Raw genomic sequence first — 14,273 nt, forward strand, 5'->3', positions numbered from 1 at the left:
AAAGAATCAGCGAATCTTCTGTTTTTATAAATATATTCTTCAATCTCACAGCGGGTCCGTCTGAGCCTTTCAAAAGCTTTATCATACAGTAAAGACTCTGCTTTTATATACAGATCACTCTCCTCTATTGTCACATTGAATGCAACAAGGTCTCTTGAGATACAGATATCCCGATATCTTCGCGGTTGGAATAAATAAAGCGGCTTCGCAAAAATCATCCGTTTACTTCCTGCAGAAAAGAACTCTCGATCGCTTTATACGGACAGACTGTCACACATTCTCCGCATTCGATGCAGCGTGACGGCTCAAAGTCAACGCACATGGTCGCCTTCACAATGAAAAAAGCCCGGGTGGGGCATATCAGTGAACATAAACCACAGTGGGTGCACTCTTCATCGTGCCGTATTATTTTCGGCTTTGATAATCCGAGCTTCATAATCTACTTATATCTCCCTCTAAACGGTCTGAACCTGACGCCGTTTTCGTACTGGGGCAGAGTCACAACCGGTTCAGTAAGAAAGAACCTTCCCGCCTCAATCCATTCCTTCAGGATCCGGCAGATCTCCACTGCCTTTGGATAACTTGAAATCGGATAGGTCGGCACCTTACGATCTTTGATGGTAATCACCCCGCTTTTCAGTGAATGATAATCAACCTCTGATATCACTCTATCGATTGCTTCAGGATAATCATAGGAATAATCGGCCACCGGTGCAAGAATATCTCTGTCAGTGACGCAGGTATGCTTCAGAATCTCCTGATCAAGTATGGGGATGGGAATACCGATTCCCACGGTAAGGCTGACTCCCTAGCCGACGATTGAAGTACCCCTCAACCATTCAGGCTTCATCTGTTTAAGGTCCCCGATCACAGCGATGGTGCCGGCACCGGATTTTGGAATCCCCTTTTCATTTCGGGATACCGCGGGATCATGCTGGGTTCCATGCCATGCCACATAACCGACACCACCCGCTAAAAATATTCTCGTACCGAGTCCGATCGTTCGATAATAAGGATCATTGAGCAGGGGTGAAACCTGACCGGCTGAACAATAATTTGCATTACCCAGATCCGGGTTCAAAGGACCCATATAGGTATATATCGTTTCCCTGCCGGTATTCACCGCCACATTGTAGTTCTGATAGCAGTTGCGGGGGTTAAAGAGAAAAGCGTCGTTAATTTCATCAATCGTGAAGCTACCCAACAGTTCCTTCCTGGGATATTCATCAGTTCCGTATGAAGACGCCTTGAGTTCAATCCTCTTGCCGGCGACAAGATCCTCAATCAAATGACCACCGTCGTATTTAAAGGAGCGTGGAGATCGGGTGTTCACCAGGATATCATCAGAAATCCGGGTCGCTCCGATATAGAGATCGACCGCAGCGAGGCCGCAACATGCCTCCACGCCGTTCAACCATGCCTTAGTGATTTTGATCTTCGGTTTGGTGTGACCCAAATTCAAAAAAACACCGGATGAGCACATCGGACCGAATGTACCGGTTGTCACCACGTCTATCTTTTTCGCAGCGTTTTTCAATCCTTGTTCTTTTACAACATCGATGATCTCTTCGGCGGTACAGACGATCGCCTTACCTTCTTTTATCTTTTTGTTGATCTCTTCAATGGTCTTTGCCATATTCACCTCCTGTTTTTATAATCTACGAAAAGCCGGAGGTGATGAGTGAATTAAAACAAAAAACTTTCCCGAATTATGGGAAAGTTCTTTAGAGAACACTCATCTCTCCCTTTTCGGGCGGGAATTGGCACCCGCCCTGAGCGGGTTGCCGAGGCGTCATCGGGCCCGTTCCCTCGACCTTTCTTGATGAGACTCAACTTTTCAAAGAACAGATTATTTATTATACAGAAAAAATTCAATCCGTCAACCCCCAAATCCACTGACTCCTCTCCATTCTTTGTAAACAAACCAGAATCCAGTATTCAGTCATTCCTTCATTCCATTCAGGACGACGTCTGAATCCGCCGCTCCCAACGACCCCAACGTTTCCCCGTTTCTCCCTTTCCCCCGCTCCCCGTTTTCCCATTTCTCTCCTTCTCCGTTTCTCCCATTCCCCGTTTCCCCGTTTCTCCCTTTCCCCTCCGCCCTTAGCCCTCCGCCCTTCGCCCTTTTCCTCCCCCTTGATGGGGGAGGATTAAGGTGGGGGTGATCTTTCTTCCAGCACCGCTCCTAACGCTCCAAACGATCTCAACGCTTCTAACGTTTCCCCGTTTCTCCCTTTAGAAAAGAAGGAAGGATAGGAGAATAGAGATTCTTCGTCCACCCGCCAAAAAAAACGTCGGGCAGACTCAGAATGACGGAGAAAAGGAGGGTTTTTAATCAAAAAGAAAAAAGTGGAGCGGAATCAAATTCAGTCAAACTTGACTTTTTGATTATATTTACTATAATTACAATAAAAAATAGAAAAATGATGATTGAAGATGGAGAAGTTCGACCAGAGGGAGGTATATACGAACTATGTTCGGATATATCGAAAAATTGGAGGGATATGCGAAATGAGTTCGGATATAAACAAGTTATACGCCATTGGATGAAAAGGGAAATAGGATTATGCTTAGCGATTTTATATTAATTGCAGGGATTTCTGAATATCATTATCTGGAAGTGCTAAAAGAAAGGAGGAGATATGAAACCTCGTAGCCTAATTACATTCATTTTCGGAATAACCTTAGTTGTAATTGGTGTAATTTTGATCATAAAAATCGGATGCCCAATTCCAGTGATTGTTGGAGGTGCACTTTGTTATTTGGGTTGGAGTGGTGGTCGCACCGCTACTATCCTCTTTGGTCATACCTGTGTCGTACTTGGCTGTTACTTGATTACTTGGGGAATGTATCTATTGCCACACTGGAAACCGACTCCAACATACATCTTCGGGCGACCACTTTTTTGGGGATTTTTTTCGCTTATGGGTGGTATATGTGCAATTTACCACGGGTTCTGCAAGTGTATCGGTGGACAAAGAGATGCGAAAAATAAATAAAAGTGAACCAACGGCGTATAACACGGTGTTTGTGGCTCACTTCGTTCGCCCAAATGCTTCGCACTTCACAAACACCGAAACCGTTAGCCGAAACAATTTAATGGAGGTAGGTAATTTATGAATTCAAGGGAAATGCCAAAATTAAAGATAGGCGAACTTGAGGCTAAAATACCAATTGTTCAAGGCGGAATGAGTGTTGGTATCTCTTTGTCAGAATTAGCTTCGGCTGTGGCGAACGAGGGTGGTATTGGAGTTATTGGTGCTGCTGGGATTGGTATGATTGAATCCGATTTCAGTACAAATTTCAAAGAAGCAAACAAAAGAGCATTGAGAAAAGAAATAAGAAAAGCAAAGGAAAAGACGAACGGCATTATTGGAGTCAATATAATGGTTGCTCTCTCAGATTTTGATGAGCTTTCGCTTGTGGCAGTAGAAGAAGGTGCAGATCTGGTTTTTCTTGGTGCAGGGCTTCCACTAAAGAATCCAAAAACATTATCATTGGATAAATTGAGAAATGTTTCTACAAAGGTTATCCCTATTGTGTCTTCTGCAAGAGCTGCTAATATTATATTTCAATATTGGGCAAGGAATTATAATCATGTTCCTGATGCTGTAGTTGTTGAGGGACCTTTAGCTGGAGGGCATCTCGGTTTCAAAAAGGAGCAAATAAATGATCCTAATTATACATTAGAGAAAACACTCTCTGAGGTTATTTTAGCAATGAAAACTTTCGAGCAACAATTTAATAAAAGTATTCCAGTAATTGCCGCAGGAGGCATATATACTGGGGCAGATATTTATAAAGTTGTGCAGCTAGGAGCTCACGGAGTGCAAATGGCAACCAGATTTGTAGCCACAGATGAGTGCGATGCAGATGTAAAATTCAAAAAGGCATATATAGAGTGTAAAAAAAAAGATTTAATTTTAATTGATAGTCCTGTTGGATTGCCGGGAAGGGCAATACGAAACAAGTTTCTTAATGATGTAGCAATAGGGATGAAAAAACCTTTTAAATGTCCCTGGCAATGTCTGAAAACCTGCGATTTTAAAAATTCACCATATTGTATTGCCCTTGCATTAATCAATGCCAAAAAGGGAAACCTGGATGAAGGGTTCGCTTTTGCAGGAGCTAACGCTTATAGAGTAAACAAAATCGTCTCTGTTAAAGAATTGATTGAGACCTTATTGACAGAATATAAAGAGGCAACATTTATATAAATTGCTTCGCCTAACACGGTGTAAAAGGCTTCGCTATGCTTCGCCCAAATTGCCTTCGGCAACTTCTTTTATCCGCAAGCCGTTATATAACATTGTGCATAGGAGGTAAAATGGCTGATGATAAAGTGAATAAAAAAAACGAACCCTGTTGCAATGTTCCAGCAAGTGAAGAGACATCCATTTGCAGGGAATGCGGCAACAAAGGAAAATCTGTCAAAGATTATAGATTCTTTGATTATCTTGTTGCTTACACCCTGATGGTTGGTAAACTTAATGCCCTCTCGTAAAAAGTGTAACCGAGGTGTGTTCATACTTGCAGGGGTGCGTCTTGACACAGTGACAAAATTCATTATTATAAAAAAACTGAAAAGGAGGTTTAAATGAAAAGATTTTCAACCGGAATATTTTCACTCGGAGTTTTACTCTTCATAACCTTCTCTTTTGCCCAACAGGAGAATATCCTCAAAGCGATGAAAGAAGAACTGCATCGGTCATATAACGCCTTAAGCCGTGTAAAACCTGTTTCTCTGTATTTTCTGGAATATGAATTGTGGGATGAGTATAAAAAAGAAATCAGCGCCGTCCTCGGAGCTTTATATAATGACAGCGAAGAACGACATATCTACGCCGACATCGATGTCCGGGTGGGCTCGCCCAGACTCGACAATACGCATGAAATACGGGGGGGCACGGAACTGGACTTCCTCGACTGGATTCCATCGATTGTTGAAGTACCCGTGGACCATAACCCGCAAGCCCTCAAAGCGATTCTCTGGGCGGAAACAGACCGCCGTTTTAAAAAGGCTCTGGAAAAATACACCAAGGTTCTCGCCGAAAAACAGGTTAAGGTCGTAGAAAGCGACACCTCACCGGACTTTTCCAATGCATCGGCCCAGAAGTATTACGCCGACGACGTCGATATAACCCTGGATTTCAATCCCTGGAAAGAGAAGATCCGCCGCTTCTCTGAAATCTTTAAAAATTTTCCCTGGATCTACAATTCTTATGTATCACTAAGCACAACGCTCCTTACAAAATATCTGGTGAACACCGACGGGACAGAGATCAAGGAAAACCGCCTCGCCTATCGCATCAGGATTTATGCTGCAACAATGGCTGACGACGGTATGGAGCTTTATCTCGTAAAAACCTTCTATGCCACGGATCCGGAAAGATTACCTGATGATGCAACAGTATCCACGGCGATCGATTCATTGATTGGGCGCCTTGATGCACTGAGAAAGGCGCCTCTTGTCGAACCTTATACCGGACCGGCGATCCTCGTCAACGAGGCGAGCGGCGTATTCTTCCACGAAATATTCGGACACCGCATTGAAGGACACAGGCAGAAGAGTGAATTCGAAGGTCAAACATTCACCAAAAAAGTCGGCAAACAAATCCTTCCCTCTTTTATCTCGGTATATGATGACCCGACGATGAACTCTTTTGAAGGAACCGATCTCAACGGGTTTTACCGTTTTGACGACGAAGGTGTTCCCGCTCATAAGGTGACCGTCGTGGAAAACGGAATACTTAAAAATTTCCTGATGAGCAGATCACCGATTGCGGGCTTTCCCGAATCAAACGGCCACGGAAGAAGATCGTACGGTCATCAGGTGGTTTCCAGACAAGGAGTGTTGTATATAAAATCGGATAAAGAAGTTCCGTTTCCTGAATTACGTCGGGCTCTGATCAATGAATGCAGGAAACAGAATAAGGAGTACGGATTGATTTTTTATGACATATCAGGTGGATTCACAAGTACGGGACGGAGTGGAACCCAGACATTCAAGGTCATTCCTCTCTATGTAAAAAGAGTTTATGTGGACGGACGGCCCGATGAAGTGGTTCGAGGAGTCGATATCGTCGGCACCCCCCTGCTTTCTTTTTCTAAAATTGAACTGACAGGAGATGACTACAAAGTATTCAACGGAACCTGCGGTGCTGAATCAGGCTGGGTCCCGGTCTCCGCCATATCGCCGTCGATCTTCGTTTCGGAAATCGAGGTCGAGAAAAAATCCAAAGGTCAGGAAAAACCACCCATCCTTCCGTCTCCGGTACAGAGTTCAAAAGAGAGGAGGCAGTAATGAAATCATTTATTATCTTTATCCTATCTTTAATCACCACCGCAGGAGCCGATGGATTTAATAGAACAGTTCTGTATAAAGCGGCGTACGATGAATTGAATCGCAGCATTAATAAACTGCGGATAAAGAACCAGGCACCGCCGTACTATATTTCCTATCGTATCGAAGAGGTCGATAAGATAGAAATTGGAGCGGAATTCGGCGGCCTTCTCTACAATAATAAGGAAAAAAGAAGAACTGCTTATGTAGATCTGCGGGTCGGGGATTATAATTTCGACAACAGCAATTTCATGTGCCAGACCCGATCTTCAAGAATCATCGGTTCTGAAGATACTGACCTCCCGATCGAAGATGATTACGACGCAATAAGGAATGCTCTCTGGCTGGTCACCGACGGCACCTACAAGAAGGCGCTTGAAGAACTCTCCCGTAAAAAAGCCACTCTCCAAAACCGACCCCGGCAGGAACAAATACCTGATTTTTCCAAAGCCCCATCCTGCCCGGTCGATGAACCGAAGATCGAACTTTCACTTGATAAAGAACTCTGGGCAGACAGAATCGTTGAGCTCTCAGACATCTTCAAAGACTTTCCGGAAATCAAAGAATCAAAGATAAAATTCTCAATCACGACAACAACCCGCTTATTTCTGGATAGTGAAGGAAATCAAAATCAAAGTGCCGCTGTTCTCACCGGGATTGAAATATCGGCAAAGGCGCAGTCCGACGACGGCGATCCGCTTGATTACTGGCGCGGCTTCTATGCACCCCGTCCTGAGGAGCTGCCTCCTTTTGATTCATTGAAAAAAACAATCCGGGCGGTGGCGGAAACCCTCTCAATGCAGACGAAATTGAAAAAAGAAGAGGATTATTCAGGACCGGTGCTCTTTCTGGGCAAAGCCGCCACCCAGCTGTTTTTCAATCTCCTGGGTAAAGGAGTATCTTCTCCAAAATCTCCTGTCTATGAAAATGAAATGCTCAGTCAGAGAAGTTCTGGAAAAGATCTTGGTCGATTAAGCAAAAGATTGGGACACAGGGTGATGTCGAAGTTCCTCTCAGCCTATGATGATCCGACCACTACAGCGTGGAAGAACAATCCCTTGATCGGACATTTTTCAGTAGACGATGAAGGGGTGTGCGCCCGGCATGTTGACCTTGTGAAAGAGGGAAAACTGATCTCTCTCTTGATGAGCCGCAGCCCCATTAAAAAAATCAGGGAATCAAACGGTCACGGTCGATTCCGCAGTGAAAGTTACGGCAGCCGGGTATGTGGTATGGTCGGTAATCTCTTCATCACCTCTAAACAGAGCAGTTCAACGGAACAATTGATCGACACCCTCCTTGCCATCTGTCGCGATTATGAAATTCCTTATGGCATAATAATCACCTATCTCGAACCGACCAAGCCCCAGACCCTGAAAGACCGATATATGCGTTATTTCCGTTCTTTGACCGGAGTCACTGAAAAACCTCTGCTTCCCGCTCCGATAACCGCGTACAGAGTGGATACGGCGACCGGAAAAATCAGTTTAATCAGGGGGCTCGACTTCTCTTCAATCACTCCCCGTGTCTTGCGTGATATCATAGGAGCGAGTGACGAAGTCTACGTCGATAATTTCATCTACTACGATGATGAAGGCAACAGTTATCCGATGTCGGTTGTGGCACCGGCTGTTTTGATTGAAGAGATGGATTTGACGACCAAGGAAACGAAACCTGAAAAGCCGCCGCTTCTTCCTCATCCTTATTTCAAGAAATAGAGAGTACGGTTATTTTAGTCCCTTCTGGCTGATGAATTAAAGGAGTATTTTTATGAAACCGATAATCCTGGTAATCAATCCCGGCGCCGGTTCGACCCGTGTCGCCCTCTTTACGGAGAAAACCCCTCTCTTTGAGGAAAACATCCGACATAACGCCGCTGAACTTTTGAAATTCGAGAAGATCATTGATCAGTACCAGTGGCGTAAGGATAAGATTCTGGAACTCCTGAAAGATAAGGAAGTGCCGCTGGATTCAATCACCGCGGTCGTGGGCAGAGGCGGACCCTTCAAGCCTTTAAAAAGCGGCACCTATCTGGTCAATGAGTCCCTGATCAACGACATAAAATCCGGTAATTATCAATCCGAACACCCTTCACTCCTGGGCGCCTTGATTGCAAAAGAGCTCGCCGATTCACTGAAGATCAATGCTTATTTCGTGGATCCGGTATCGGTCGATGAATTCTGGGAACTTTCCAGGTATTCAGGGCTGAAACAAATAAAAAGAAAAGCGTTGAGCCATGCCCTTAATGTCAGGATGGTCGCAAAAGAAACAGCAAAAAAACTCGGAAAACCGTATTCTCAATGTAATTTCGTCATTGTCCATCTCGGTACCGGCATCACCGTCGCCGCCCACTTACAAGGAAAACAGATCGACTCATCCAACGCCAATGAAGACGGTCCGTTTTCCCCCCAGAGAACCGGCGCCCTGCCGACAATGCCCCTTGCAAAACTGTGTTGTTCTGGTGAATATACCTATGACGAGATCAAAAAGAAACTGAACAGAGAAGGCGGCTTGCTTTCGTATCTGGGCACCGATGATATTCAGGAGATTGAAGAACGTATCTCAAAAGGCGATCGGGAAGCAGAAGAAGTATATCACGCTATGATCTATCAAATCGCCAAAGAGGTCGGAGCGTATGCGGTCGTCCTCAAAGGGAAAATCGATGCGATAATAATCACCGGCGGCATCGCACATTCAAAAAAGTTTGTCGGCGCCTTGAGAGAGTGGATAAATTTTCTCTGCCCTCACTTTTTCATATACCCCGGTGAAGGAGAGATGAAAGCCCTTGCGTTCGGTGTCCTGAGGGTGCTCCAGGGAGAAGAATCCGTAATGACTTACGAATAAAATCTGGCTCATTGACAACCGCTGATTTTTCTGTATAATAGATACTGAATGAAGAGACTGCTCTCAGGAAACCAGGCGGTTGCACGCGGAGCATGGGAGGCCGGTTGTAATGTTGCCGCCGCCTATCCAGGAACACCTTCAACTGAAATTTTAGAAAATATCAACAGGTATCCTGAAATATATACCGAGTGGGCGGTTAATGAAAAAGTCGCCCTTGAAGTCGTCGCCGGAGCGTGTTTCACCGGTGCCAGAGCACTTACCGCGATGAAACATGTCGGCGTGAATGTCGCTGCAGACCCGATGTTTACAATGGCTTATTCAGGTGTAACCGGCGGCCTCGTGATCGTCACGGCTGACGATCCGGGGATGTGGTCATCCCAGGATGAACAGGACAACCGCCATTATGGCAGGCACGCCAAGATACCTGTATTGGAACCGTCGGATTCAAACGAAGCGAAGCTTTTCACGATTCTGGCCTTTGATATTTCGGAAAAATTCGATACGCCGGTCCTGCTGAGGCTCACGACAAGGATCTGTCATTCCGTCACCATCGTGGAATTTGGTAAAAGAAAAGAACACAAGATAAAGGGATATGTAAAAGATATAAAAAAGAGGCTCGTACTGCCGGCCCATGCACGCATTCGGCACAGGATCGTAGAAAAGCGCCTCATACGATTGAGCCGGTACAGCGATATCTTTCCGTACAATAAGATTGAGTGGGGAAAGAAAAGTTTGGGAATCATCACATCGGGGATTTCCTATCAATACGCAAAGGAAATTTTCCCAGATGCGAGTTTTTTGAAACTTTCATTCACATATCCTGTTCCGATCAAATTAATCAGGAAATTCGCAAGGCAGGTGAAGAGGCTGGTCGTTATTGAAGAAGGCGATCCGATACTGGAGAATGAAATAAAGGTATTGGGAATAAAGGTTACAGGTAAAGACAAAATTCCTCTGTGCGGTGAACTGACCCCTAAGGTCATCAGGGACAGTCTGAAAAGACCTTATAAAAGAACAAAAAAACCGTTGCGTGCGCCGGCAAGACCACCGGTCTTATGCCCGGGATGTCCCCACCGCGGAGTTTTTTATGTCATTAATAAATTAAAATTGACCGCGACCGGTGACATCGGATGCTACACCCTGGGAGCCCTGCCGCCTTTAAACGCCATGGATACCTGTATCTGCATGGGAGCCAGTGTAACCAATGCCCATGGAATGGAAAAAGCCCTGGGTGCAGAATTCAGTCAGAAAACCGTCGCCGTGCTCGGTGACTCAACATTCTATCACTCCGGAATCACGGGTTTGGTGAACGCCGTCTATAATAAAGGAAATTTAAATCTTTTTATTCTCGACAACCACACCACGGCGATGACCGGACATCAACCGCATCCAGGAACCGGCAGACTGGCAAAAGGAGAAGCCGGAAAAAGAGTCCCTCCTGAAGACATTGTAAAGGGAGCCGGTGTCGAATTCGTCAAGATAATCAATCCGGATTCTCTGAAAGAAGTGGAGGAAGCCATAAAACAGGCCCTTGCCTTCGACGGCGTCACGGTATTGATATTCCGTAAACCGTGTGCCCTCCTCACAAAGCCAAAACCTCCTTTCAGAATCGACCCGGAATTATGCAACGGCTGTAGATTGTGTCTGCGTCTCGGATGTCCTGCAATCAGCCTGACCTTTCCGAAAGAGAAGAAAAGACCGCTTGCGGTAATCGACCAGGGACTGTGTGTGGGCTGCGGTCTATGTGTTCAAATGTGCCCGCGTAAGGCAATCGTGCTTTCAAAGGAAAAGGAGAATGGAAAATAAGAAAGTCACGAACATTGTGATCTGTGGAGTCGGGGGTCAGGGTATAATCCTCGCCTCAAATGTACTCTGTAACGCCGCTTTCAATGAAAGACTGGATGTAAAGAAGAGCGAAGTGCACGGTATGGCGCAACGCGGTGGAAGTGTCATAACCCACGTGAGGTTCGGTGAAAAAGTATACTCACCTTTGATTGAAGAAGGCAAAGTCGATTTCATCCTTGCCTTTGAAAAACTCGAGGCGTTCCGATATCTCCATTATTTAAAAGAGAAGAACGGTGTCATTATCGTCAATGACCGTGAAATTCCTCCGATGAGCGTGCTCGTCGGAGCCGATACTTATCCGGCAGACATTACAAAAAAGTTGAAAAATTACGGAGAGCTGCATCTTGTTCCGGCGGAAAAGACCGCCCGGGAACTCAAGAACAGCCGAACGGTCAACATCATCCTTCTCGGTGTGCTCTCCACTTTCCTGAATTTCAAAACACGTTCCTGGCACAGTGCCCTTAAATCGTGCATCAAAGAGAAGTTCGTTGAATTAAATATCTCCGCTTTTGACAGAGGCAGAGCACTACGCCGGGAATAACTTCTCCGTCACCCGTTCTTGACTTATTCCATATCATATTTATAATGAATCGGATAGATTCAATTTATGCCTGATATAATAAAAACAAAAGGATTCATTTTAAAAACCGCGCCGTTTAAGGAATCAAGCCTCTTCATTACACTTCTGACAAACGACTGCGGGAAGATCAAGGTACTGGCGAAAGGTGCGCGTCGACCAAAAAGCAAGTTTTGCGGCACCATGGAAATCTTCAATCTCGATGAAATCATATTTTATAAAAAAGAAACAAAAGAAGTATATACCTTGAGTGACGCCTCAGTCATCGAAGACTTTAAAACACTACGTCTCTCACCCCGAAAAGTGAATGCCGGCATGGTACTCTGTGAATTTTTCGAGAAAACACTTCCCCCGGAGGAATACAGCAGAAGTGCTTTCAGATTGCTCTTCGGCTTTTTAAAAGATCTTCAAAGAGCAAGTGTCTCCCGGATAAAACCTCTCACCATCTGTTATTTGATCAAAGCCCTTCCTGAAAGCGGTGTCCGTCCGCACCTCACCGATTGTGTAAGATGCAGCAAAAAAGTTGTTTACGATGATAAAAAGATTGATTTCAGTATCGCCGCCGGCGGGGTCGTTTGTGAAAAAGACTACGATGATACCGTAATCTTTCTAAAAAAAGAGACAATCAATCTCCTGGACGGCATTCTGAGCGGTAAGCGGATCGACATCGAGGACACTGCTTTTCTGGAACTCGAAAGGATCATCCCTGACTATCTTTCTTATCATCTGAACAATCTCGTGCTCAATTCACTACGACATCTTGAACAGAACCGATAAAGTCCACTGCTCTGGAAAAACAGCCGTCCGGTCGGTCCTGGAGACTAAAAACTGTATTTCATCCGAAAACTGTCCGTCACATTACCCACGCTCAATCCCGGGGGTTCTGGATAGGGTGACCGAAAATAGTTCATAATATATACAGTATGACTTTAAGACTAAATTCAAAGTTTCCATGCTACAGATTCACTCAGATACAAAAAATCAAAAATAAATCTTTTTAGCCCACGAATCAAAAAAGAAATACACGGTATATGGCAAATAGAAACACCTAATTCTTTACATAGTCTGATAATCGCAACAAAATACCTTTTTATTGAACATTAAACAATGTTCAATGTCGACTATCTTTAATATATTCTTCACACCAGAAACTCCCGACTTTTTCTTTTAAATTGCGATCAAACTCTATCATTTCATTAGTATACCTATCAGATTTCATAATCGGGTCATTACCGTCAATCAGTCGTGCATTGTACTTATTAACTAATTTCAACGCAGTAGCATAATGGTCTCTCATTGGACAGGGCCTGAGCCAATCTGTCTCCGCATCCAATTTTGCGTTTAGACAACCGTAATTCTGCTGCCAGGTTCTTATTGCCTTAAAGAATGGATCCTCAAAGATCGCATCTATTGTCTTACCGCTCTTGTATATGTCATTGATATTCATTGTTGAATAGGGAAAAAACGCGCAGGGCGCAATATTGCCGCTCCAATCAATATAAAAATAACCGCCAGGTCTTGCTGCTGAAATACATCCATTACTAACTGTACCGTGGTTCCAAAAGTCACCTAACATGATTTTTTCTTTGCGGACAATATCCCAGGAGCGTTGCCACATCCAGAGACGCTGTTCAGGTGTTGGCATGAGTGAAGGGTTAGGCTCTCTACCAATGGGCATATAATGGAATAGCCAGCCAAAACTTGCACCCAATTTCTTAAAGAAATAATCGATAAATTCATCAGAAAGTACTTCTCGATAATTCTCCTTTGTAGCGGTAACCGAAATTCCGAATGCAATATTTTCATTTCTCAAATTATTCATTACCTTAACGATTTTCTTGAATAATCCTTTTCCTCTCCTCGCATCAGTTGCTTCTTCCATACCTTCAACAGAAATCGCTGGTAAAATATTGCAGAGTTCTGAAAGCCTTTTCAAGGTATCACCATAAATCAAGGTTCCATTAGTATAAACTAGAAATAGACAATCCTGATTTCTTTCTGCAATATCCAGAAGCGTATATTCTTCATCCCTCCATAAAAATGGTTCACCACCAGTAATAACAAAAAAATGTGCTCCCCAATTATCTTTGGCTTCTTTAATGATTCTTGAGAATGTCCTATATGACAACTTTTCCTTACCAGTTGAAGCATTGGCGTAGCAATGCAGGCATTTAAGATTACACTGTTTACCCGGAGCTATGTTAATAAAACCTGGTGGTATAAAACCATGTTTCATTTGAAACTCATACGCCTTTGATTTAGCTTCTGGATTCAGAAATACGTCTTTCATTAATATCTGGACTGTTTTCTTATGGATATTGGTTCGTAGTGCCGAGTATATTACTGCCATCATCATATCGGTTTTGTCTTTTAGAATTCTTTTGTTCATAATCTTTTTCTGAGAAAGATATACTGAACGTTCCACCACCGGAGTAAGAAATTTAAGTGTTATCTCCTTTAACGTCTTGCTTCCTGAAAAAACGATTGCAAGATCGACTAATGATGAATAAATTCTTTTAAATATTTGCTCCTTGACTATTTGTCTTTGATTCTCTAATTGTAAACTCATGATCCAACCTCCTTATTAGTATTTAAAACTATAATTGATCTTAAGATAAATTTTAATTTAATCCATAGTTCTAAAAATTTCGACACTTTTAAATT

Annotated in this window: 10 protein-coding genes, 1 pseudogene and 1 riboswitch; of the genes and pseudogenes, 8 read left to right on the forward strand and 3 right to left on the reverse strand. The window is 43.9% G+C overall.

Annotated elements, in window-relative coordinates:
* Positions 1 to 214: 214 nt before the first annotated feature.
* Together ENI34_04485 and ENI34_04490 are read right to left on the reverse strand one after the other, a co-directional pair.
* Entirely contained in the window at positions 215 to 436 is a 222-nt protein-coding gene (locus ENI34_04485) for a 4Fe-4S dicluster domain-containing protein (protein HEC78385.1), read from the reverse strand.
* A gap of 3 nt (positions 437 to 439) precedes the next feature.
* Positions 440 to 1,636: pseudogene (locus ENI34_04490) on the reverse strand (hypothetical protein).
* 96 nt (positions 1,637 to 1,732) lie between these two features.
* Positions 1,733 to 1,829, reverse strand: a riboswitch (SAM riboswitch).
* A 933-nt stretch (positions 1,830 to 2,762) separates the two neighbouring features.
* Here ENI34_04490 and ENI34_04495 point away from each other — a divergent pair.
* From ENI34_04495 to recO, 8 genes are all read left to right on the forward strand, one after another.
* Complete coding sequence (locus ENI34_04495) at positions 2,763 to 2,999, forward strand: hypothetical protein (GenBank protein HEC78386.1); 237 nt, start codon at positions 2,763 to 2,765, stop codon at positions 2,997 to 2,999.
* 117 nt (positions 3,000 to 3,116) lie between these two features.
* Positions 3,117 to 4,217: a nitronate monooxygenase gene (locus tag ENI34_04500; GenBank protein ID HEC78387.1), complete on the forward strand. Its 1,101-nt coding sequence runs from the start codon at positions 3,117 to 3,119 to the stop codon at positions 4,215 to 4,217.
* 380 nt (positions 4,218 to 4,597) lie between these two features.
* Positions 4,598 to 6,304 carry a hypothetical protein gene (locus ENI34_04505; protein ID HEC78388.1) on the forward strand — a complete coding sequence of 569 codons (1,707 nt, stop codon included), beginning with the start codon at positions 4,598 to 4,600 and terminating at the stop codon, positions 6,302 to 6,304.
* Positions 6,304 to 8,061 carry a hypothetical protein gene (locus ENI34_04510; GenBank protein HEC78389.1) on the forward strand — a complete coding sequence of 586 codons (1,758 nt, stop codon included), beginning with the start codon at positions 6,304 to 6,306 and terminating at the stop codon, positions 8,059 to 8,061. Before ENI34_04505 ends, ENI34_04510 begins: the two co-directional genes overlap by 1 nt.
* A 52-nt stretch (positions 8,062 to 8,113) precedes the next feature.
* The gene (gene buk, locus ENI34_04515; protein ID HEC78390.1) at positions 8,114 to 9,187 is read left to right on the forward strand and encodes a butyrate kinase; all 1,074 of its coding nucleotides are present in this window, start codon (positions 8,114 to 8,116) and stop codon (positions 9,185 to 9,187) included.
* Between the two features lie 48 nt (positions 9,188 to 9,235).
* Positions 9,236 to 10,993, forward strand: a complete 1,758-nt coding sequence (gene iorA, locus ENI34_04520) for an indolepyruvate ferredoxin oxidoreductase subunit alpha (protein ID HEC78391.1) — start codon at positions 9,236 to 9,238, stop codon at positions 10,991 to 10,993.
* Complete coding sequence (locus tag ENI34_04525; protein ID HEC78392.1) at positions 10,983 to 11,573, forward strand: indolepyruvate oxidoreductase subunit beta; 591 nt, start codon at positions 10,983 to 10,985, stop codon at positions 11,571 to 11,573. Before iorA ends, ENI34_04525 begins: the two co-directional genes overlap by 11 nt.
* Positions 11,574 to 11,639: 66 nt before the next feature.
* Positions 11,640 to 12,386: a DNA repair protein RecO gene (recO, locus tag ENI34_04530; GenBank protein HEC78393.1), complete on the forward strand. Its 747-nt coding sequence runs from the start codon at positions 11,640 to 11,642 to the stop codon at positions 12,384 to 12,386.
* A 334-nt stretch (positions 12,387 to 12,720) separates the two neighbouring features.
* Here the strand turns inward: recO and ENI34_04535 are convergent, their stop codons facing one another.
* Positions 12,721 to 14,178: a radical SAM protein gene (locus ENI34_04535; GenBank protein HEC78394.1), complete on the reverse strand. Its 1,458-nt coding sequence runs from the start codon at positions 14,176 to 14,178 to the stop codon at positions 12,721 to 12,723.
* Positions 14,179 to 14,273: the final 95 nt, after the last annotated feature.

The organism is candidate division WOR-3 bacterium (assembly GCA_011052815.1).
GTDB lineage: Bacteria > Hydrothermota > Tepidihabitantia > SM23-42 > SM23-42 > DRIG01.